The organism is Novosphingobium sp. 63-713 (genome assembly GCF_001898925.1).
Classification (GTDB): Bacteria; Pseudomonadota; Alphaproteobacteria; order Sphingomonadales; family Sphingomonadaceae; genus Novosphingobium.
Genome location: NZ_MKVS01000006.1, coordinates 138,494 through 159,808, shown reverse-complemented (window position 1 = coordinate 159,808; position 21,315 = coordinate 138,494). Strand labels below are relative to the sequence as shown.

At 62.0% G+C, this 21,315-nt stretch carries 17 protein-coding genes and 1 pseudogene; 10 read left to right on the top strand and 8 right to left on the bottom strand.

The features are described from left to right. Positions 1-35 precede the first annotated feature (35 nt). A complete protein-coding gene (locus BGP00_RS05180; protein WP_292692899.1) occupies positions 36-206 on the bottom strand; it encodes a hypothetical protein in 171 nt (56 codons plus the stop codon). Between the two features lie 457 nt (positions 207-663). Further along, complete coding sequence (locus BGP00_RS05175) at positions 664-2,790, bottom strand: TonB-dependent siderophore receptor (RefSeq protein ID WP_292922877.1); 2,127 nt, start codon at positions 2,788-2,790, stop codon at positions 664-666. Between the two features lie 101 nt (positions 2,791-2,891). Between BGP00_RS05175 and BGP00_RS05170 the strand changes: the two genes are divergently transcribed. From BGP00_RS05170 to BGP00_RS05150, 5 genes and pseudogenes are all read left to right on the top strand, one after another. Further along, positions 2,892-3,647, top strand: a complete 756-nt coding sequence (locus tag BGP00_RS05170) for a TonB-dependent receptor (RefSeq protein ID WP_292692904.1) — start codon at positions 2,892-2,894, stop codon at positions 3,645-3,647. 4 nt (positions 3,648-3,651) lie between these two features. Beyond that, positions 3,652-3,963 (top strand): hypothetical protein, encoded by a 312-nt coding sequence (locus BGP00_RS05165; RefSeq protein WP_292692907.1) that lies wholly within the window; start codon positions 3,652-3,654, stop codon positions 3,961-3,963. Between the two features lie 20 nt (positions 3,964-3,983). After that, positions 3,984-5,534, top strand: a complete 1,551-nt coding sequence (locus BGP00_RS05160; protein WP_292693144.1) for a PepSY-associated TM helix domain-containing protein — start codon at positions 3,984-3,986, stop codon at positions 5,532-5,534. Further along, entirely contained in the window at positions 5,531-5,800 is a 270-nt protein-coding gene (locus BGP00_RS05155; protein WP_292692910.1) for a DUF3325 domain-containing protein, read from the top strand. Before BGP00_RS05160 ends, BGP00_RS05155 begins: the two co-directional genes overlap by 4 nt. A 300-nt stretch (positions 5,801-6,100) precedes the next feature. Then, a pseudogene (locus tag BGP00_RS05150) lies at positions 6,101-7,533 on the top strand (IS1182 family transposase). Positions 7,534-7,718: 185 nt separating this feature from the next. Here the strand turns inward: BGP00_RS05150 and BGP00_RS05145 are convergent. From BGP00_RS05145 to BGP00_RS05135, 3 genes are all read right to left on the bottom strand, one after another. After that, the gene (locus tag BGP00_RS05145) at positions 7,719-8,438 is read right to left on the bottom strand and encodes an RES family NAD+ phosphorylase (protein WP_292692912.1); all 720 of its coding nucleotides are present in this window, start codon (positions 8,436-8,438) and stop codon (positions 7,719-7,721) included. Then, entirely contained in the window at positions 8,410-8,775 is a 366-nt protein-coding gene (locus BGP00_RS05140; RefSeq protein ID WP_292692915.1) for an antitoxin Xre-like helix-turn-helix domain-containing protein, read from the bottom strand. The genes BGP00_RS05145 and BGP00_RS05140 overlap by 29 nt, the downstream gene beginning before the upstream one ends. A gap of 245 nt (positions 8,776-9,020) precedes the next feature. Beyond that, on the bottom strand, positions 9,021-9,950 hold the full coding sequence (locus BGP00_RS05135) for an AEC family transporter (protein WP_292692918.1): 930 nt from the start codon (positions 9,948-9,950) through the stop codon (positions 9,021-9,023). On the opposite strand from BGP00_RS05135, the gene BGP00_RS05130 reads away from it, so the two are divergent. Genes BGP00_RS05130 through BGP00_RS05120 form a run of 3 tightly spaced genes read left to right on the top strand, consistent with a single transcriptional unit; the run spans position 9,949 to position 12,214 of the window. Then, entirely contained in the window at positions 9,949-10,203 is a 255-nt protein-coding gene (locus BGP00_RS05130; RefSeq protein ID WP_168603034.1) for a hypothetical protein, read from the top strand. The genes BGP00_RS05135 and BGP00_RS05130 overlap by 2 nt on opposite strands. Beyond that, entirely contained in the window at positions 10,182-11,609 is a 1,428-nt protein-coding gene (locus BGP00_RS05125) for a diguanylate cyclase (protein WP_168603033.1), read from the top strand. Before BGP00_RS05130 ends, BGP00_RS05125 begins: the two co-directional genes overlap by 22 nt. Before the next feature lie 50 nt (positions 11,610-11,659). Continuing rightward, entirely contained in the window at positions 11,660-12,214 is a 555-nt protein-coding gene (locus tag BGP00_RS05120) for a GNAT family N-acetyltransferase (RefSeq protein WP_292693146.1), read from the top strand. A 9-nt stretch (positions 12,215-12,223) separates the two neighbouring features. On the opposite strand, the gene BGP00_RS05115 is transcribed toward BGP00_RS05120, so the two are convergent. Together BGP00_RS05115 and BGP00_RS05110 are read right to left on the bottom strand one after the other, a co-directional pair. Further along, on the bottom strand, positions 12,224-13,993 hold the full coding sequence (locus BGP00_RS05115; protein ID WP_292922882.1) for an EAL domain-containing protein: 1,770 nt from the start codon (positions 13,991-13,993) through the stop codon (positions 12,224-12,226). A 276-nt stretch (positions 13,994-14,269) separates the two neighbouring features. Beyond that, a complete protein-coding gene (locus tag BGP00_RS05110; protein ID WP_292692925.1) occupies positions 14,270-17,038 on the bottom strand; it encodes a TonB-dependent receptor in 2,769 nt (922 codons plus the stop codon). Between the two features lie 249 nt (positions 17,039-17,287). On the opposite strand from BGP00_RS05110, the gene BGP00_RS05105 reads away from it, so the two are divergent. Further along, a complete protein-coding gene (locus BGP00_RS05105) occupies positions 17,288-18,607 on the top strand; it encodes an MFS transporter (RefSeq protein WP_292692928.1) in 1,320 nt (439 codons plus the stop codon). Continuing rightward, positions 18,604-20,424 (top strand): hypothetical protein, encoded by a 1,821-nt coding sequence (locus BGP00_RS05100; RefSeq protein ID WP_292692930.1) that lies wholly within the window; start codon positions 18,604-18,606, stop codon positions 20,422-20,424. The genes BGP00_RS05105 and BGP00_RS05100 overlap by 4 nt, the downstream gene beginning before the upstream one ends. Here BGP00_RS05100 and BGP00_RS05095 read toward each other — a convergent pair. Further along, on the bottom strand, positions 20,421-21,308 hold the full coding sequence (locus tag BGP00_RS05095; RefSeq protein WP_168603028.1) for a LysR family transcriptional regulator: 888 nt from the start codon (positions 21,306-21,308) through the stop codon (positions 20,421-20,423). The two genes, BGP00_RS05100 and BGP00_RS05095, sit on opposite strands and share 4 nt — an antisense overlap. Between the last annotated feature and the right edge of the window lie 7 nt (positions 21,309-21,315).

Below are 21,315 nucleotides of genomic sequence, written 5' to 3'. Positions count from 1 at the left end.
TTGAACTCGCGGCTGAACTTCCTTCGTTGCATCGATCACTCCGGTTGATGAAAACACCTTATCTCGGTGTCCATCAAACCGGCAGCAGGCCAGTCCGCCCCGGGCGCATCGCGCGTCGCTTCAATCGCCTTGAGCAGCGCGAAACGGCATTGATACAGATACCCGACCATCGATGCCGTAGCATCGAACTTGTTGCCGCTTGCCATAGATTGGAGCCAATCCCCCACCTAAACCCCGAAACAATCCTACGTTTTTGATAGACTTGTTCAAGCACTAGCTTCAAGAAAAATACGATTCTCGGGTGCTACTTGGCGACCGGTTACGATTTCGAGTCCCCACGACGCTACCCTCAACTGTCGGGTTCTGGAAATAGCGCGCATTCGGGCCGCCGCAGCGGAATGTCCGGAATGTCCCGCGACGCCGCTTTCTGCTGCTGGCGGCACCCGACCAACTCAAGCCATTCGTCTGCATAAGAGCGAACGTCAGCCCCTGCCGAAATCTGCCGCAGGCATATGACGGTGCATACCGGCAAATGTTGCCTCCATTCTTGCCGTTTCATTGCCTGGATACGCTCGTCAAAACTTCCCATCCGTTCAGCGAGAACAGCGGTGTAGGAAGCAACGGGGTTTGTGACAGCCCCGTCGTCAACTCTGTGGCGCAGCGTTACCAAGATAGGCGGACGCTCAGGGCAGCGTTTATTCCCTCCCCAATATTGGTTTGGGTCCAGTATTTCGCATTGAACAGATTATTGACGTTGCCAGTGAAGGTCACCTTGCGCCCACTGACCAGCGTGTCCAACTGAAAGCCCGCATTGGCCGTGGTATAGGCTGGAACAAAGAGGCTATTGCTGTCGCTGGTTGGCGACTTGCCGGTATGGCGGACATTGCCGTGCAAACTGAGGCCGGGAATGGCCGGCAAATGATATTCGGCATTGCCGGTGAGTTGCCATTTCGCCGCGCCCGCCGGGATATTGCCGCGCAAATCCTCGTTACTGGCCGATACGTTGCGTATGCTCGGATCGAGATAGATTACTCCGGCCCCCAGCTTCAGATCATCGCTGAGCCGATATCTTCCAATCGCCTCGACTCCCTTGTAAAGCGTCAGGCCATCCTGCGTCAGACGTCGCGCGCCATCGACGACCTGATCGATCGTTGCGGCGCGCTCAATGCGGAAGCCCGCCAGGGTCAGGCTCAGCCGCTGATGTTCATATTTTGCGCCGATTTCATATTGGCGGCTGAGCGTCGCCTTCAGCACCTCACCTACATTGGCATACTCACCGCCAACCCGGCTGCCCGGCTCCATCGCCTCGACATAGCTGCCATAGATCGAGACATAAGGCTGAGGTTTGTAGATCAGCGCGAGCGTGGGCGTCACCGTCGAGGTACGATAGCCGGAGTCCACCGACGCATTCCCGTCGAGATCGAACAGTTTGTATTGCGTATAGCGCGCGCCGACCATGGCTTGCAGATGTTTACCAAGGTGTAGGGTGTCGCTCAGGAACATAGCTGTCTGCCTTTCCCTGCTCGGCCAGCCATTGGTTCCGAAGCTGATTGCGCGCGTCACGCGAAAAGGCTGATACTGATAGATATTGCCGTCAAAATCATTGCCCCAATAATAGTCCTTATCGTTATAGCCGAAGGCGCTATCCGTGATCTGGTACGACGCCCCTGCCACGATCTCATGCCGGATCGGGCCAGTTGCGAGTTCACCTTGCATCATCGCTTGAATGAAATGATTCTTGTCCAGTTCGGCGAAATTATAGGCATAGCCGTCATAGTTGCCGGCTTGGTTGCGCATGTAGACGAACATCTTGTTCGAGCGGTGAAACTTGCTGGTGTAACCATAGGTCAGGCGAGCAGACCAACCATCAGCAAAGGTCCAGTCCAGCCCGGTGGCCGTGGCCAGCGTCCGTCCCTTGTAATAGCTATTCGCGACATTGAGATTGCCATAGTCATAGGTCGGGCGGGGCAAGGCGGCCCCGACATAATTTGCCCAGTAGAACTGGAACGGCTCGTGTCGAAGATTGCTGTCTTCATAGGTAGCGGTGGCATACCATTTGAGGTCGGGGCCGAATGTATATTCGAGCGCCAGTGACCCAACCAGCCGGTTGACCCCGGACTGATTATAGGCGGTGCCCTTTTCTCCCGCCAGATTGACCCGATAGCCCAGCCTGCCATCTTGGGTCAGCGGCCCGCCAGCATCGGCCCGAACATAGAAGACGCTGTTGGTGCGATAGCCGATCTCGGTCGTCAACATCGGTTCGGCGGTCGGCCGCTTGCTGCGGTAGCTGATCACACCGCCTGGCGCTCCGAAGCCGTACATGAAGCCGGTCAGGCCCTTTAGGGCGGTGACGCTTTCAATCGGCTCAAGCGGGAAATCGCCGCCCCAGTAGAGCAGCAGCGGCACATCATCGATATAATAGTTGCGCACGCCCAGTCCCCGGATCTGGGTGCCCCACCAGTTTGTCGAACCGGACGGGGCGGAGGAAAAGACAGACGGATCATTGGCGAAGATCTGCGCGATGCTGTTGGCCTGACGTCGGGCGATATCCTCGGCGTCGATGACTGTCACCGAATAGGGTGTATCCAGCAAGGCTTTTGCGCCCAGAGCGCCGCCTTGGCTGACTTTGTTCTGGCCCTCGTCGGGCTTCAGGCCGGTGACGATGATCTCGGCATCGGAATGCCCAGCATCCTCGGTTGGATCGGCTTCCCGCGCAGAGGCGCCGGAACAAGCGGCTGCGCCGGTCAGCATCGTGCAGGCCAACAGCGACCGGACCAATTTACGCATCATGAAAGCTCCCCTGTTCATCACGGTCCGCCACTATTAATAACGCTATTGCGAGTCAATCGCATTTATGTTTATTGAGCCATGATTTTATCGAAGGGGCCAAGATGAAGCGTTTTAATGGAGTGATTGGCGCGTCGCTGAGTGCATCCTGCCTCGGGCTTTCAGCAATCGCGCACGCAGAGCAGGCAACGTCCGCCGATAATGTGCGGGACGATATCACCGTCGCTGGGATCAAGAGTGTGGATAGAGCGATGGCATCGAAAGCCGACATCCCGACGCTGGAAAAAGCGCAGGCGATCTCGATCGTCTCGCAGCAGACGCTGATCGACCGCGGCGTGATCCGCGCCAACGTCGCCACGGCCGACGCAGTGCTGCCCTATGTCTATGTGCTGACGGGCGAACAGCGCAGGCGCGGTGTCGAGGCGGAAATCGCCTGGCGCCCCGGCAACGGCGTACAACTGACGGCGGCCTACACCTATCTCGACGCCAAGGTGACCGCCGACAACCGCCTGCTCGTTGGTACGCGACTCGGCAGTGTACCGCGCCATATCGTCGATTTGTGGGCGCGCTATAAGGTTCCGTCGGGGCCGCTCGCCAATCTGGGCGCAGCGGCAGGACTTCATCATGAAAGCAACCGCGCGGCCAGCACGGCGTCAGCTCTCGCGGGAGCGAGGCAGCCCTTCATGCTCGACGGCTATGTGCTGGTGGATGGGACAATGTTCTACAGGTTCGACGACTGGTCGATCCAGGCGAATATCCGCAACATCTTCAACGAGCGTGATTTCCCCACCGCCTCCCTGACCCGTACAACGCCGTGCGAACCGCGGACCTTCATGGCCTCGCTCCAGCGGCATTTTTGACGCCATGGGCATTCACCCGAACAGAGCGGGCATCCGCCGTCACCGCCTGCACGTGTTTTCCCGTGCGATCGCCGCGATCCTCGGCGGCTATGTCGTCACTTCGCTCGCTGTCGCCTGTCTGGCCCGCCTTCTGCCCATGCGCGCGGCCGAGGCGAGCATTGCGGCCACACTGGTCTCGTTCGCAATCTATGCCGGCATCATCGTCACGGTCTTTTCTGCCAGGTCGATGCTGCGCGTCTGGATCAGCCTAGGCAGCGCGCTGCTATTGCTGGGCGCGGGACTGTATGTGTCCATCCTCACGGGAGAGCGGCTGTGAAGGAGAGTTTCCGACAGTCGATGGCGTGGCTCCATACATGGACCGGGCTGATGTTCGGCTGGCTGTTGTTCGCGATGTTCGTGACCGGCACGGCAGCCTATTTCCAGCAGGAAATCAGCCGCTGGATGCGGCCCGAACTGGTGACCACCGCAGATCCCGTCAGCGCCACGCAGGCCGCCATAGGCTATCTTCAGGCAAGACAACCGGACGCGAAAAGCTGGTTCATCACGCCGCCTACCGCGCGCAGCCCGGTCGCCGAGGTCTTCTGGCAACCTAAGGAGGTGGAGGCTCAGCAACCGACCCGGCGCAAGCGAGGGGAAACAAGCGCGACACTCGATGGGCATGGACATCCAGTGACAGTGCGAGAAACGCGCGGCGGCTTCTTTCTCTACCGCTTTCATTTCGACCTTCATTATATGCCGGTCATGTGGGCGCGCTATCTCGTTGGCGTGGCGGCAATGTTCATGCTGGTCGCTATCGTGTCGGGGATCGTCACACACAAAAAGATCTTCGCAGACTTCTTCATGTTGCGTTTCGGCAAGGGGCAGCGAAGCTGGTTGGACGCGCACATTGTCACGGCGGTTTTTGCTCTGCCCTTCTATCTGATGATCACCTATACCGGGCTGGTCACGCTGGCGACACAGTATATGCCTTGGGGCGTCATGGCGAACTATGCCTCTACGGACACATTCTTCGAGGAGCTGTTTCCCGGTCGTAAGGATGTGCCACGCAGCGGCGTCGCCGCACCTCTGGTCCCGATAAGCCCACTCATGGCGATGGCGAGCCGGTCATGGGACAACGCGGCGATCGGATTTGTCCAGATCGCCAATCCAGGCGACAGTACCGCCACCATCACCATTACCCGTGCCGCCGATACTGCCATCGGTGCGCGCGGTGAAAGCATGGTCTTTGCCGGACAGACCGGTACGCTGATGAACCGGCACGCGCCGGAGGGCGGCGCGCTGGCGACGCAAAGCGTCATGGTCGGGCTTCATGCCGGGCGCTATGCCGGCTGGGGCTTGCGCTGGCTCTATTTCCTCTCGGGCATGGGCGGGACGATCATGGTCGGCAGCGGGCTGGTGCTCTGGACCGTGAAGCGGCGGGCAAAACTTCCCGATCCGGCGCATCCCCATTTCGGATTTCGTCTGGTGGAGCGGCTCAACATCGCCGCGATCACCGGCCTTCCCGCAGGGCTGGCGGCCTACTTCCTGGCCAATCGCCTGCAGCCCACCACGATGCCAGATCGCGCGAATTGGGAAATCAACAGCCTGTTCCTGATATGGGGTGGCGTCCTGCTCTGGGCCTGCATCCGGTCCCAGCGGCGCGCATGGGTCGAAAGCCTGTCATTCGCTGCTAGCCTTTTCGCGGCCGTGCCAATTGTAAACGCTCTGACTGTTTCGCGTAACATGCTGACCGGTCTGATGACCGGGGACTGGCTGTTCGTCGCCTTCGACATGGTCATGTTGGTCGTGGCCCTTGCCTTCGGTTGGGCCGCGCGCAAAGCGGCACGCGCTACACCCAAAGCCGCGCGTGTAGCCCGCCAGGCGAGCAAGGAGCTGACCACGGTATGATCCATATATTGGCAATATGTGCCTCCATCCTGGGGTTCGGATGCCTTTGTGCCGCGATGGCTCGACATCAGAAGGATCTGCTGGGCCATACGCTGCCTTTCCCGCTGCAGCAGCAGCTTCGCAAGGCGGGCGTCGCCCTTTTGCTGGTCGCGCTGGCCATTGACATGACAGGCTTGGGCGCCGCCTATGGCGCGATTGCCTGGTTCGGCCATCTGACAATAGGTGATGTGATGGCGGTAGCCATTTTGAAATGGAAAACAGCCTAACGGAGCTGCCACTGTTTTTTGGCCCAATCCCCACTACTCGCTGAAGCGGGGCGGCAACCGCGGCAAGGCTACGGCTCAATTGAGCAGCATCCGCTTTCCCTTTTTCGTTTCGAAAGCGGCCAGTTCGGACCGGTCCGCGAGGGCTGCACGCAGGAGAGTAAGCTTTCGCGGCCCGACGGACGGCCGGTTTCGGCTTGCCCGAACGTTCCCAGTGGCGGAGGCGACCGGCAGGAAAGTCCCGAGACTGTGTAAAAACGCAGAAATCTGATATGGTTTTCTCGTGTTTCGGGAGGCTTTGAGATGGGCCGTTTCGTCCAGGCAGAAGACCGTCGGCAGGACTATCTTCTGCCACCATCGCTCGATGATTATGTGTCGGCGGACAACCCGGTTCGGGCAGTCGAGGCGTTCATCGATGCGCTGGATCTGAAGGCGCTGGAGTTCGCGGGCGTGACGCCGGCTGAGACAGGCCGTCCCGCCTATCATCCAGCGACGATGCTCAAAATCTATCTCTATGGCTATTTGAATCGGGTCCAGTCGAGCCGGCGGCTCGAGCGGGAAGCACAGCGCAACGTCGAATTAATGTGGCTGACGGGGCGGTTGGCGCCCAACTTCAAGACGATCGCCAACTTCCGCCAGACCAATGGCGCTGCGATCCGGTCTGTGTGCAGCCAGTTCATCGTCTTGTGCCGGCAATTGGGGCTGTTCACGCGGGCGGTCGTCGCGATCGATGGTAGCAAGATGAAGGCGGTCAACAACCGCGACAAGAACTACACGGCCGCGAAGGTAGCCTCGCGGATGAAGCAGGTGCAGGACAATATCAATCGGTATCTCGACGCGCTTGATCGTGCCGATCGCGACGAAAGCGACATTGCCGAGCCAAAGGCGAAGCGATTGACGGAGAAGATCGCCCGGCTGCGCGCACAGATGCGGGAGCTTGCCGCTCGTGAAGAGGAAGTTCGCAATGCGCCGGACCAGCAGGTGTCGCTGACGGATCCCGACGCACGTGCAATGACGAGCGCGGGTCGCGGCACGAGCATCGTCGGCTACAATCTGCAGGCAGCGGTTGATGCCGAGCATCATCTCATTGTTGCGCACGAGCTTTTGAATGTCGGGAATGACCGGGGACAGCTTTCTGTCATGGCGGCGAAAGCCAAGGATGCCATGGGCGTCGAGGCCTTGGATGCCATCGCCGACAAAGGCTACTTCAAAGGCGAGGATATCCGGACCTGCGAGGACATAGGCGTGACCGCCTTCGTGCCCAGGCCGCTGACCTCAGGGGCAAAGGCGCAAGGCCGCTTTGGCAAACCGGACTTCGTCTATCTGGAGCAGGAAAATGTCTATCGGTGCCCCGCGGGCGAAGATCTGATCTATCGTTATACCTCGGTCGAGGACGGCATGACGCTCCATAGCTACTGGAGCTCGAATTGCCAGACCTGCGCACTTCATGACCAATGCACGACCGGTAAGGAACGACGGGTCAGAAGATGGGAGCATGAAGCAGTCGTCGAGGCGATGGAGCGGCGCCTCGATCGTGCGCCAAAGGCGATGCGGATCCGCCGACAGACTGTTGAGCATCCCTTCGGCACACTGAAAGCCTGGATGGGCTCGACACATTTCCAAATGAAAACGCTCAAGCATGTCAGAACGGAGGCCAGCCTCCATATTCTGGCATATAACTTAGGCTGGTCGCCATCCTGGGCGTCCGGGCGATGATCGCAGCAACCCAGACCTGAGGGGCGGGGCTAACCTTCAGCGAGCTGCTCCAAAACCATGGGCCCGCACCGGCCAACCCGTTTTTACACGGCCTGTCCCAGGCCCAGACGTTCCCCAAGCCGAGACTCATGATAAACAAACGACCTGTGCCGATGACTCGATCTGGCCTAACGCATTGCGGTCGATAGGTTATGGTTCCGGCTTATCAGATCCCCCAATCCGCAGCATGGAACTCGAACCTGTCATTGGACGGGAAGGCCGCAATGGCGATCAGGCGATTGTTCTCGAACCGGAAATGCCAGCTTTTGCCCGGCTTTGGGCGGCGTTCGGCAAAGGCTACGGGGGCGAGAACCACGATATTGCATCGGCGCTGAGGATCGCGCGCAGATCTGGTGCGGATGATGGCGGTGCCGGCGCCGCGTGCCAAAGTGGCGAGATCCTGACAGGCGCGATAATCTTGGGCATCGGTCCATTGCGCCTCGTCCCTGTCAAAAGGCGGGCGGGTCAGGTCGAGGGCATGGTCGGTCTTTACTGTGGCGGTAAAGCTTGTCCGCTCCACAGTGGAGGACGGCGGCACAAAGCCGGGGGAGCGCGCGTAGAACAGCAATTGCCAATAGGCCGTTTCTGCAAGCGCGGTGGCCTCGCTTTCCGAGGCATAGAAAATGCCGGGGCGTTCATGCGCACGGCGAAACCGGCTGGCCTGTTTGTGGCCATAGCGGAAGGGGGCGGCCAGCAGATAGTCGAGGTGCCGCGCCGCTTCGGGCATGTTCGGCTTTACCGCCTCGACCAATTCCTCCAGCAGCGCCTGATCGGCCAGATTGGCGGCGAGGCGATTGGTGGAGATGCGGTGCTGTGCCTCCACCACGCGCCACACGCGGCCCGCGTAAGGCCGATGCTCAGACGCGAGCGCGGTAGAAGTCCACATAGTCACAGACCTCGATCAGGCCGCGCATGGTGTCGATGCGCTCGATCGGCTTGGCGCCAAGGTCGAGGTTCGTGGTCGTCAGCCAGCGTTTGACGGCGGCATCATCGCTCCCCAGCAGCGCGTCGAGGCTGCGGAACAGGCGCAGCAGGAACTGGGCTGCCTCGAACGACTTGCTGGCCGGATCGAGCAGAGTCTTGCTCGCCCGGAGGCGCGAGATCGTGGCGGGCGACAGGCCCAGGATTGCGCCGAGCTTGGCATTGCTGAGATTCCAAAACTCGGCAATGCGCGCGATGGCGGTGGTCAGGACCCGGTCGGTGTCGCTTCTGGTTACTGCCAAGGCCGTCATGGGGCGTCTCCGTTCATATGAGCAATATAGGGTTAATTAGCTCATTTGAATAGTCCGGGATTTTTCACCCGAATCGCCCGCGAATCGGGCAATTTTCAATGCGATTCCGCCTTTCGGATTCGAACCCTTTTTGAATTTCCTTTTGATGGTTCAGTTGATGGACCGAATTGCGAGTTCTGGGTAATGAGGAAGGAAATCAATGGGTAATCAGGGCAATTCGATTCCCGCTACCAACCTCACATCAACGCCATCCACACCATCAGCGAGCCAAGCGAGGCGATGGTGGTGATCAGGATCGTGGCTGAGGTCAGGGCGGCTTCGCGGCGGTAATATTCGGCGACCATGAAGGGGCCGGTGCCCGTCGGCAGGGCGGCCAGCAGAACGGCGGCATGGGTCAGGCCGGGGGTAAGGTGGAATACCTCGGTCGCCAGAAACCATGTCAGCGCGGGATGCAGGATCAGCTTGGCCAGGGTGAGCGCGCCGATGGCGCTCAATGGGGCGGATTCCTCGCGCTTTTCGGCCAGAAACAGGCCAAGGCCCACCAGCGCGCAGGGCGAGGCCGAGCCGCCCAGCAGTTTGAGAAATGCATTGACCGGCGCAGGCACGCCAAAGCCGGACACCAGAACGACCACCCCCAGCGCAGGCGCCACCAGCAAGGGGTTGCGCGCCAGCGAGAGCGCGACCTTGCGCGCCATATGCAGCGGATGGGCCTGCGCCTGAAGCCCGATTTCCAGCAGCACCAGCGCCAACGCAAACAGCACGCAGACCGTCAGGATCGAGGCGATCAGCGTGGGCGCCAGCGAGGACGGCCCCAGCACCGCCAGCAGCAGCGGAAAGCCGATGAAGCCGGTGTTGGCATAGCCCGCGTTCAGCCCGTCGATCGCCGCATCGGCCAGCGGCCGCCCCCGGCTCATGCTCACCCCCAGCGCGAGGGCAAAAACCGCTGCCCCGCCCAGCGCAAAGACCGCCATGAAGGCGGGCTGCCAGATGGTGGCGATTTTGGCATTGGCCACGATATCGAACAGCAGCGCGGGCAGCGCGAGATTGACGACATAGCGGTTGATCTCGCCGCTGGCCATCGGACCCATCATGCCGATGCGCCGCGCGCCCCATCCAGCCAGAATGAGCGCAAAGATCGGCAGGGTGATGCCAAGAATCGCAAGCATGAATCTATCCCAGAGTGCCGGTTTCATCGCCTGCGGGCGCAGGCGGACCGGCTGGGCCTCGCTGGCGCGCGGGCGCGGTAAAATCAAGACCTGGCAGCCTTTTTTCGGCGCGGCGCAGACGTTTTCAGCGCACCAAAGGGCAAAGCGAAAAGCCTTTACGCAACCGTTTGTTTACGTCATTTTAGGCAAGATCCCCCTAAACATCGATCATACCCTTGGGAGGGGGCCATCATGCCGTTTCTTCGCCAATTGATCGAATCGCGCAACGGGGCGCTTTCGCAACTGGCCGCGATTGCGGCCGACATGTTCGAGGTGCCCATCGCGCTGGTCAGCCTGCTCGACGGTGATCGACAGGTCTTTGTCGGCCGCCACGGGCTGGATGCCGAAGGCACGCCCATCGAGCAGTCCTTTTGCCGCCATGCCGTTGCGCAGGACGCCCCGATGGTGGTGCCCGATGCCGAACTGGACTCGCGTTTTTGCTTCAACGGGCTGGTCTGCGGCGCGCCGGGCATCCGCTTTTATGCAGGTGTGCCGCTGCGCGTGCGGGCGCGGCCGGGCGAGAATGTCACCGGCATCGGCGCCTTTTGCCTGATCGATACGGTGCCGCGCGAATTTTCGCCCGCCGATCTGGCGCGCCTGTCCAGTCTGGCCTGCGGGGTGGAGGCGATCCTGCAATCCATGGTGTCCAGCATGGCGATGGCGCAGGATGCCGCGCGCATCAACCGCCTTTATGCCGACCAGCAGCGCCTGCAGCGCCAGTTCCGTCAGGCCGAACTGATGGCCTCGATGGGTTCGTGGCGGCTTGATGCTCGGCTGCAGACCGTGACATGGTCCGAAGGCGTCTATGATATCCATGACCTGCCTCCCGGCGAGGGGATGGCGGTGGACGATGCGCTGTCCTATTATCCGCCGGCCGAACGCGAGCGGATCACCGCCCTCATCGAGCAGGCGATCAACACCGGCGCGGCCTATGATGTCGAGGTCGATCTGGTTTCGGCGCGCGGCGTGTGCAAAAGGGTGCGCGCGATCGGCGAGCCCGAGCTGGAAAACGGGCGCGTCATCGGGCTGATCGGCGTGTTTCACGATGTGACCGAGCGGCACGAATTGTTTGTCGAGCTGGACCGCCGCGCCAACACCGACGAAGTGACTCATGTGGCCAGCCGCCATGCCTTTGTCACCCATGTCGACGAATGCGTGGAGCGCGCCCAGCAGCGCGGCGAGCGCATGGCGCTGATGCTGATCGATCTGGACAATTTCAAGCAGGTGAATGACACATTCGGCCATGGCGCGGGCGATGATATCCTGCGCAAGGTGGCCACAGAGCTGCGCTCGCCATGGCTGGGGGGCAGTCTGGCGGCGCGGCTGGGAGGCGATGAATTCGCGCTGGTCATCACCGATCAGGCGATGATCGCCCAATTGCCCCGCGTGGCGGAAAATCTGCTGCGGGTGCTGCGTTTCCCGGTCGGGCGGGGCAAGGACCCGCTGATGGTTTCGGCCACGATCGGGGTGGTCGAACTGCGCGGGGCCGATGATTGCCGCCACGATCTGTTGCAACGGGCCGACCGCGCGCTCTACAGTGCCAAGCGCAAGGAGCGCGGCACATGCGAGGTGGAATGGTCGGACAAGGTGGAGCGGCAGGTGCTGCGCGTGGCGGGGTAAAGGACGCGCTGGTGATCCGCCCGTTGACGGGGGATGAGATCGGCGCGGCCATGGGCGATCTGGCGGCTTTGCGCATCGCGGTCTTTGCCGCATGGCCCTATCTCTATGACGGCAACGCGGATTATGAGGCCGAATATCTGCGTGAATTCCTGAGCGCGCGCGATGCCGTGCTGGTGGCCGCGATAGATGGCGCTGAGGATGGGGCGCGGATCGTGGGCGCGGCCACGGCCAGCCCGATGGCGGCGCAAAAGCCCGAATTTCGCGCGCCTTTTGCGGCGCGGGGCATGGACACATCGCGCCTGTTCTATTTTGGCGAAAGCGTGCTTTTGCCGTCCTATCGCGGGCGCGGCGCGGGCCACGCCTTTTTCGACCACCGCGAGGCGCAGGCGCGGCGGTGCGGCGCCGATGCGGCCTGTTTTGCCGCCGTGATCCGCCCCGAAGACCATCCCGCGCGGCCCGGAGATTACCGCCCGCTCGATGGCTTCTGGCGCGCGCGCGGCTATGCGCCGATCCCCGATTTTATCACCCATCTGGCGTGGAAAGAGCACGGCGAGGCGCAGGAAAGCCCCAAGCCGCTGCAATATTGGCACAAGGTTCTCGATTAAGCCTGCCCGTTAAGCTCTGAGCCGTTCAAACGCCCTTTCGCGCATGGCATGGACCGTGCTGTGCCCGCGCTGGTCCAGCCATGCGGCCAGTTCATCCGCAGGCATCGGGCGGGCCAGATAGAAGCCCTGAAACTCGCGGCAGCCGCGCCCTTTCAGATAGGCCATCTGCTGGGCGCTTTCGATCCCCTCGGCGATGACCTTGTGACCCAGCACCTTGGACACGGTGATGATCGCGGCCAGCATGGATTCGGTCTTGCCATGTTCGCCGATGCTGCCCACCAGCGAGCGGTCGATCTTGAGCGCGTCATATTCCAGCCGCGCCAGTTGCGAGAGATTGGAATAGCCGATCCCGAAATCGTCGATCGAAATCGAAACGCCCACCTTGCGCAGCGCATCGACCCTTTCGCGCGTGCGGGCGAAATCGGCCATGGCGATGCTCTCGGTGATTTCCAGTTCGAGCCATTGCGGCGGCAGGCCAAAATGATCGAGCATGGTCAGCACGGTTTCGACAAAGCCGGGCCGCTCGAATTGCACCGGCGAGACATTGACCGCAATCGGCACCGGCCGCCCCGCATCCAGCCACTGGCGCGCCTGACGCATGGCGCTGCGCAGGATCGAATGGCCCAGCGGCACCATCAGCCCGCATTGTTCGGCAATATTGACAAAGATTTCCGGCGATACCGGTCCCAGCCCCGGACAATTCCAGCGTGCCAGCGCCTCGACCCCGGTGATGCCCAGCGTTTCGGCGTCGAATTTGGGCTGATAATGCAGTTCGAGCCGGTCATGCTCGATGGCATGATGCAATTCGCGCTCGATCAGCGCGCGTTCCTCGACCTTGCCCTTGAGCGAAGAGTCGAAGAAAACATGGGTGTTCTTGCCGCCTTCCTTGGCCCGGTACATGGCGATATCGGCATAGGCCAGCATCTGTTCGGGCGTGTCGGCATCCTGGGGCATACGCGCGATGCCCATGCTGGCGCCGATAAAGACCTCATTGTTGAACACGGTAAAGCATTCGGCCAGCGCCGCATGGATAGAGCGCGCCACCATGTCGAGCACGGCATTGTCATGATGGCCCGGCAGCAGCAGCACGAATTCATCCCCGGCAAACCGGGCAAAAACCGGCCGCGTGGGGCAGGTTTCGCACAATTCGCCAAAGGAATTGGTGCAGGTCTCCAGCTCTTCGAGCGCCAGCCCCATGCCCCGCACAATGATCCGCGCGGCCACCTGGCGCAGCAATTCGTCGCCCGCATCATGGCCCAGCGTGTCATTGACTCGTTTGAACCCGTCCAGATCGATGAAGATCATCGCCCCGGCGCAGGGTTCGTTCATGTTTTTCTGCGCCAGCGAGAGGATATGGGTGATGACCGTGCGATTGGGCAGGCCGGTGATCGGATCGGTATAGGCCAGCACATTCATGCGCAGCATATTGTTGTTGAGCCGCGCCACCATCGCGCGGAAACTGTCGGCAAGACCGCCGACCTCGCAGGCGCAGTCAATGTCGATGGGGCGCGAAAAATCGCCCTCGACAATCGCCTGCGTGCTGTCGCGCAGGGTGCGGATCATCCCGGCCAGCTTGCGCGCCGCCAGATAGCTGACCACCGCGGGCAGCGCGAGCAGGGCGGCCATTCTTGCTGCCGAGCCTGCGGTCCACGGCCCGGTCAGCCATAGGCGCGCCACCAGCACCACCACCGCCGAGGTGACAAGCGCCATGAGCGCAAACCGCCAGGGGATACTGTTGAGCCCACGCCCCCGTCCGAGCAGCCTATCGCTCCATGCCATCGATCGCACATCCTTCCTCACACCTATCATAAGGCGTGGAAGGTTTCCTCATGGCCAAGGGAGGGCTGGTGGAAACTACGCAGGACTTTGGTAATATAAGCGCCTGAAAAAAGGCCGGTGTACCGGCTGCCCAGACGGCATCGACATGCTCGGGCGCGGCCACGTCGATGATCTGTCTCGGTCCTGTCCCATGAAAATCCCCGCGTCCGGCGGGAGTGTTGGGAGTGCCGGACGCGGGGATGGGGTGGGGTCTGCCTTGAAAGGGCGCTGCTGCCCTTAGAAAGTGACTTTGGCCCCGAGGTTGAACTGACGGCCGCTGTGGGTCAGCACGTTGAGGCGGTTGGTCGCATCGACATACTGATCGTTGAGCGCGTCGGTCAGGTTGATCATTTCCAGGCTGAACTTGATCCGCTCGACGGGCGCATAGGTGATCTGCGCATCGACATTGATCGTGCGGTTGGTGCCGTTCCAGCTCTGGCCTTCGGTGCCGGGCACGGCGGTCAGATATTTGGAACGATAGGCGACCGAGCCGCGCACCGAGAACTTCTTGTCCTCATAATAGAGCGTGCCATTGGCGGCATATTTCGACAGGCCCACCAAGGGCGCGGTGACCGAGGTGCTGCCATCGGCGCTGGTCAGATATTGGATGTTCGAGGAAACATAGGTGAAGTTGCCCAGAACGCCGAAATTCTTGCCGATCCCGCGCAGGAAGCTGAAGGGCTGCTGCATGTTCACTTCAAAGCCGCGCAGCATGCCGCCGCTCGAATTGACCGGGGTGCTGGCGATGAACACATCGCTGGCGCTGGCGGTCGTGCCGGTCAGCAGGGATGCGGGCAGGCCGAGCGAGGAGAAGGGCACAGCGGTGCTGAGCGTTTGGGCAAAGCTGCTGATATTCTTCTGGAAATAGGCGACCGAATAGATCGCCCCGCGCGCAGGGTAATATTCGACCGACAGGTCCAGATTGGTCGATTCGGTCGGGCGCAGATCCGGGTTGCCCGCGCTGAACGTACGGCTGCCGCCCGACACCGACAGGCTGCCGCCGGGCGTGAGAGAGGCGATGCCGGCGCGCGCCAGCGTCTTGGCCGCGCCAAAGCGGACCAGCAATTGCCGGTTGATGTCATAGACCACATTGGCCGAGGGCAGCAGGCGGCTGTACGAACGGTTGGCCGTCACCAGATTGATGGTTGCGCCCTGACTGGCGTAGCCGGTCGAGAATTGCTTGGTGTTGACATAGCGCAGGCCGATGTCGCCGCGCAGCGGAATGTCGCGGTCGGCAAGGTTGAACTCGCCCATGCCCCAGACACCGGTGTCATCCTCGCGCACAGTGATGAAAGATCCGCGTGCGGTCGCATTTTCAATGCCGCCGATGGCATAGGTCGGGTTGGAATAGATACCATAGAGATTGGCAAAGGCGTTGAGATCGGGAACCACCCATGCCGTGGGCGTGCCCGCCGGAACCGCAAGGCCGCGACCAAAGCCGCTGAACACCGTGGTGGCCGCTGCGATCTGGGCGGCATTGAGCGAATTGACCACGGTTTCGCCCGAAAGGCGGCGCTGTTCGGTCGAACCATAGGTAAAGCGGCGCCAGTCCACGCCCGCCTTGATCTTCAGGATATCATTGGCCTTCCACTCCAGCGCGCCCTTGGCGGTGCCGAAAGCGTTGTCCACCGTCTGCGGGCGGATGCGGACTTCGGAGGTGCCGCTGGTGAAGGCGAAATTGGCCGGATTGGTGATGTCCACACCGGGACGGATGGTGGGGAAGCGGGTGGAGAAATCGTAGAAGAAATTGCCCGTGTTCGCCGCATCCAGCGTCACCGTGGTCTGGGTCGGATTGGTGAAGGCCGATTTGGAATAGCCGACAAGGCCGGTGAATTTCAGCCGATCCGAGAAGGAATGTTCCAGATTGGCGGTCAGGTTGTAGAAGGTGGTGCGCAGCACGTCATAGCGGGCCTGCGTGCGCAGATCGACATTGTCGAACGTGCCCGAAATCAGGTTGCCATTGCCATCGACCGTGCCGTTGCGGATGATCGTCTGGGGCTTGCCGGTGCCCGAGCGGCTGAAGCTGATCGCCTGAAACTGGCTCTCGGCGCGGGTGCCGTCGAGATAGGAGAACAGACCGTCGAGCGTCAGCAGCGTGCGGTCGCCCGGGCGCCACTGGATCGAGGCCGAGGCGCCCACGCGCTTCTGGTCGATGTCATAGCTGACCAGACCGGGGATGCGGGGGTGATACAGGTTCGCGCTGTTGATCTGGGCCAGATTGTAGCCCGGCACGGTCGAGGCCGCGTTGAAGCCGCCGTTGAAACCGCCATAGGTCCAGCGCGTGATGTTCGCGCCTTCTTCCTTCAAGCGGCGGGCTTCATAGGAGAAGCTCATCAGCACGCCGAAGGTCTGATCGTCATTGCTCTTGGTGACCAGCGCGGAGAGGCGCGGCGTGGTCTTGCGCGAGAGGTCATTATAGCTGCCCTGCGCCGAGAAAGTGGCGGTGGGCTTTTTGAAGTCAAACGGGCGGGCGGTCTGCATATCGACCGTGGCGCCCAGCGAGCCTTCTTCGACGTCGGCGCTGGCGCTCTTGCGCACGGCAAGGCTGTTGAACAGGTCGGAGGAGAAGATGTTGAAGTCAAACCCGCGACCGCGGTTGACGCCGCCCGAATTGTCGGTGCCGCCGGTGGTGCCGATGGCTTCCATGCCGTTGATGCGCACGCGGGTGTAATCGGCGCCAAGGCCGCGCACCGAAACATTGCGGCCTTCGCCGTTCACGCGGTTGATGGCCACGCCGGGAATGCGTTGCAGCGATTCGGCCAGATTGAGGTCGGGGAATTCGGCAATATCCTCGGCCTTGATGACATCGACGGCGGCGGCGGTCGCCTTTTTCACGCCCAGCGCGCTGTTGAGGCTGGCGCGGAAACCGGTGACAACAATTTCAGCGGAAGCCGGCTCTTTGGCGATGGAGGCGGGTGCCTCCTGCGCCATGGCGGCGGGCGCGGCGATAATGGCGCTGGTGACAAGCAGGGCGGCCTTCGCGCCGCGGCGGATGGAATGGGCCATCAGTAATCCCCTCAAAATCCCATACCGGTCAGGATTGCCGGATTGAGCAGGGGGATAGACCAGGGGGGCGCAAAAACGCCAACCTGATTCCGGCATCAATCATTGCCGGATCAGCACTGATGCGGCTGCAATCGTTATATTTACTTGCGATTATGCCGATATTTGGCTGGATCATCGCGTGATTTGCCTTGGACGGTTTGCCCGGTTGCGCCTATCGAAACGGAGTCAAAAAAGACCATCCGGAGAGATATGATGCATGGCCCGCGCGCCCAGATTCCCACAAGAACGCGCTATAAAATCATCGCGCTGATCTTCCTTGTGACCACGCTGAACTATGCGGATCGGGCCACTTTTTCCATCGCGGGCAGCGCGGCGGCGAGGGAATTATCTCTGACACCGGTGGCAACAGGATACGTGCTTTCGGCCTTTGCATGGGCCTATGCGCTGGCGCAGATTCCGGGCGGCGCGTTGCTGGATCGTTTCGGAACCAAGCGGATTTACACCATCGCCATCGCCATCTGGTCGGTGCTGACCGCCGCGCAGGCGCTGGTGGGCATTGTGCCGGGCGTTTCTGCGGTCACCGCGCTTTTCACGCTGCGCTTTCTGGTCGGTCTGGCCGAGGCGCCGTCTTTTCCCGGCAATGCGCGATTGGTGGCGGCATGGTTTCCCGGCGCCGAGCGTGGCACGGCCTCGGCCATTTTCAACAGCGCGCAATATTTCGCGCTGGTGGCCTTTGCGCCGATCATGGGCTGGATGGTGCATGCGCATGGCTGGCGCTCGGTGTTCTGGATGATGGGCGTGGTGGGGGTGATCGCCGCGCTGATCTTTGCGAAAATGATCCACGGGCCGGACCGGCATCCGGGCGTCAATGCCGCCGAGCTGGACCTGATCCGCGAGGGCGGCGGGCAGATCGCGCTGGAGAGCAGCAGCGGGCAATCGCTGGCCTTCAACTGGGCCAATATCCGGCCCTTGTTGGCCAATCGCATGATGCTGGGCATCTATATCGGGCAATACAGCATCAATGTGCTGACCTATTTCTTCGTCACATGGTTTCCGATCTATCTGGTCAAAGAACGCGGCCTCTCGATCACGCAGGCCGGGTTTGCCGCCGCTCTGCCCGCGATCTGCGGCTTTGGCGGGGGATTGGTCGGGGGCGTGATCTCGGATCGCATCCTTAAACGCAGCGGCAGTCTGGACCGGGCGCGCAAAATGCCTTTGGTGCTGGGCATGGTGCTGGCCTCCAGCATCCTCGGCTGCGTCTGGCTGGATAATCAGGCGGCCGTGATCGCGGTGATGGCGCTGGCCTTTTTCGGCAAGGGCGTGGCCTCGCTCGGCTGGGCGGTGATGGCGGACGTGGCGCCCAAGCGTCTGGCGGGCCTGTCGAGCGGGGTGTTCAACATGTTCGGCAATGCGGCGGGCATCGTGACGCCGATTGTGGTGGGCTATATCGTTGGCGCAACGGGATCTTTCGATCTGGCGCTGCTTTTCGTGGCGGCGCATTGCGTGCTGACCATTCTGGCCTTTACGGTGATCGTCGGGCCGATCCGGCGTCTGGAGATTGCGGCATGAAGGTGGATCGTCGTCAGCTTTTGACCGGGGCGGCCGCGCTGGCCGCCAGCCCCGCCATGGCCGCCACGGCCGCGCCTTTGCGCATCACCAGCCCGATGCCCGCGCCGCGCTGGGCGCAATTGCAGCGGCAATTGCTGTCCGCCCATACGCAGGCCTGCAAGGATTATTACGCCACCTATGTCGATGCGCAGGATCACCTGAAATGCTTTGAACGCTGGGGCGCCAATGACGGGCCGGACGATGCGGCCGAGGCGACCAATGACTGGGTGCTGCTTCATGCGCTGGGCGCGGATGACAGTCTGCTGACCATGGCGCAGAAGTTCTGGGAAGGGCATTTGCGGCAATATACCGGCATCCGGACCCGCGATGTGCCGATTGCGCGTCAGGGCATGTATTACCGCGAATTTCCGGTGCAGATGGATTGGCAGCATAATTCGGAAGGGCTTTCCACCTTCAACGTGATGGGTCTGTCGGCGCCGCGCGATCCGCACCTGCTGATGCGCACGCGGCGCTATGCCGATTTCTATACGGGCGCGGATAAAACGGTCGGCAATTATGACCCCAAGCACCGCGTCATCCGCTCGATCCTGAACGGCAGTCGGGGGCCGATGCTGCGCAAGGCAACGCCTCTGGATTGGGCGGGGGATCCGTTTGACGCCAGCCGCTTTCATCTCGAGCATGGCGAGGACAGTTATGAGCAGTTCCTGCGCCATTATGACGAATATGATGATGTGGCCTGCGATACGCCATTAAATCTGCAATCGACCACCCTGGGGCTCAACGCCTATGCGCTGGGCGCGGGCGAGAGGTTCCGCCGCTGGGTGCTGGATTACACCGATGCGTGGATGGAGCGGGCGCGGGCCAATGGCGGCATCTTCCCCAGCAAGGTCGGCCATGACGGCAAGGCGGCGGCGGATTGGTGGGGCGGCACCTATGGCTGGAATTTCGCGCCCCGCGTGCCGCAAACGGGGGTGCGCGAAGGGCGCAACCGCGTGCCGCGTGCGATCACGGCTTTCTTCAACGCGCTGCTCTTGAGCGGGGACCGCGAATATCTCCATGTCTGGCGGCGGCAGAATGCGTTGATCAATGCGCAGGCCCGCATGGTCGATGGCAGGATGCAGACGCCCACCCTGTTCGGCCCGGATGGCTGGCATGGGTGGAAGGCGGGGCCGTACCGGCAGGGCGCGTTTGAAATCTGGTATGCCACCCAAGACCCCCAAGACCGCGCGGCGGCGGGCAGCGATCCGTGGATCAGCTTTCTGGAAGGCGCCAACCCCGCCTATCCCGAGGCGGCGCTGGAGGCCGATCTGGCGCATCTGGCCAAGCGGGACGCGGCACGGCGGGCGGATCATACCACGCCCGACACGCGGCTGGCCGACTGGACGCTGGATTTCAACCCGGCCAGCGCCAAGGCCTTGGTGCAACTGACTACGGGCGGGCTGCATATTGCGCGCCCCACATGGAATGCCGACAGTCCGCCGCAGGGCGGGGTGACGCTCCATTGCCGCTTGCGCTATTTCGATCCGGCGCGGCGGCGGGCGGGATTGCCAATGGATGTGGCGGCGCTGGTCCATTCGCTGGGCGATACGGCGACGCAGGTGACCTTGGTGAACACCGGCGACAAGCCGCGCCGGGTGATCGTGCAGGGCGGGGCCTATGGCGAACACCGGATCGAGAGTGTGGAGATCGACGGGCACCGGCATCCCGTCGGCGCGCGGCATTTCGTGCTGGATCTGGCGCCGGGGGCGGGGGCGCGGCTGGTGCTGGCCATGCGGCGCTATGCCAACCGGCCTTCGCTGGCCTTCCCTTGGGGCTAGCCGATCGCCTCGGCGCATAGGCGGCGCATCGGGTCGAGGGCGGGATTGGCATTGTCCCGCCGCCAGGCCATGATCAGCTCGACCGGAAATTCGGGCTGGGTGACCATCTGGCGGAACTGCACATCGTCAGGATGCAGGCCCAGCGCCGATTGCGGCACCACGGCGGCGGCAAGGCCAGCGCGCACAAGGCCCAGCATCGAATGGATCTGCGTCACATGCTGGACGAAATTGGGGGCCACCTGCGCCTCGTCAAACAGGCGCACCAGCATGTCGTGGAAATAGCCCGCGCCTTGCCTTGCATACATGATGAGCGGCTGGCCATCGAGATCGGCGGGGGTCAGCGTCGACAGCCCCTGACGCGGATCGCCCGAGGGCAGCGCGACCAGCAAAGGCTCGTGCAGGATGGTGAGCGTTTCAAATTCGGAGCGCACCACCGGGGGGCGGACAAAACCGATGTCGATCAGGCCCGTCAGCAGCGCATCGGTCTGCTCGGTGCTGACCATCTCGCGCAGGTCCAGCTCGATATTGGGCAGGCTGGCGCGCGCCTGCGCCACGATCTGCGGCACCAACGTATAGCCCGAAACGGCGGTAAAGCCGATGGCCACCTTGCCCGCATCGCCCTTGGCCACGCGCCGCGCCGACAGAGACGCGCTTTCCGCCAGCCGGACAATCCGCCGCGCCTCGATCAAAAACACCCGCCCCGCAGGCGTCAAGGACACTGTGCGGCTGGTGCGTTCCAGCAGCGTCACGTCCAGAATGCGTTCGAGCAACTGGATCTGGCGGCTGAGCGGGGATTGCGTCATGTTGAGCCGCTGGGCCGCGCGGCCGAAGTGGAGTTCTTCGGCCGCCGCGACGAAGCAGCGGAGCTGGCTGAGTTCGAACATGGAGCCC

Coding starts and splice junctions, on each gene's coding strand:
- BGP00_RS05180 (WP_292692899.1), bottom strand. CDS start 206: ATGGCAAGCGGCAACAAGTTCGATGCTACGGCATCGATGGTCGGGTAT.
- BGP00_RS05175 (WP_292922877.1), bottom strand. CDS start 2,790: ATGATGCGTAAATTGGTCCGGTCGCTGTTGGCCTGCACGATGCTGACC.
- BGP00_RS05170 (WP_292692904.1), top strand. CDS start 2,892: ATGAAGCGTTTTAATGGAGTGATTGGCGCGTCGCTGAGTGCATCCTGC.
- BGP00_RS05165 (WP_292692907.1), top strand. CDS start 3,652: ATGGGCATTCACCCGAACAGAGCGGGCATCCGCCGTCACCGCCTGCAC.
- BGP00_RS05160 (WP_292693144.1), top strand. CDS start 3,984: ATGGCGTGGCTCCATACATGGACCGGGCTGATGTTCGGCTGGCTGTTG.
- BGP00_RS05155 (WP_292692910.1), top strand. CDS start 5,531: ATGATCCATATATTGGCAATATGTGCCTCCATCCTGGGGTTCGGATGC.
- BGP00_RS05145 (WP_292692912.1), bottom strand. CDS start 8,438: ATGTGGACTTCTACCGCGCTCGCGTCTGAGCATCGGCCTTACGCGGGC.
- BGP00_RS05130 (WP_168603034.1), top strand. CDS start 9,949: ATGAATCTATCCCAGAGTGCCGGTTTCATCGCCTGCGGGCGCAGGCGG.
- BGP00_RS05135 (WP_292692918.1), bottom strand. CDS start 9,950: ATGCTTGCGATTCTTGGCATCACCCTGCCGATCTTTGCGCTCATTCTG.
- BGP00_RS05125 (WP_168603033.1), top strand. CDS start 10,182: ATGCCGTTTCTTCGCCAATTGATCGAATCGCGCAACGGGGCGCTTTCG.
- BGP00_RS05120 (WP_292693146.1), top strand. CDS start 11,660: ATGGGCGATCTGGCGGCTTTGCGCATCGCGGTCTTTGCCGCATGGCCC.
- BGP00_RS05115 (WP_292922882.1), bottom strand. CDS start 13,993: ATGGCATGGAGCGATAGGCTGCTCGGACGGGGGCGTGGGCTCAACAGT.
- BGP00_RS05110 (WP_292692925.1), bottom strand. CDS start 17,038: ATGGCCCATTCCATCCGCCGCGGCGCGAAGGCCGCCCTGCTTGTCACC.
- BGP00_RS05105 (WP_292692928.1), top strand. CDS start 17,288: ATGATGCATGGCCCGCGCGCCCAGATTCCCACAAGAACGCGCTATAAA.
- BGP00_RS05100 (WP_292692930.1), top strand. CDS start 18,604: ATGAAGGTGGATCGTCGTCAGCTTTTGACCGGGGCGGCCGCGCTGGCC.
- BGP00_RS05095 (WP_168603028.1), bottom strand. CDS start 21,308: ATGTTCGAACTCAGCCAGCTCCGCTGCTTCGTCGCGGCGGCCGAAGAA.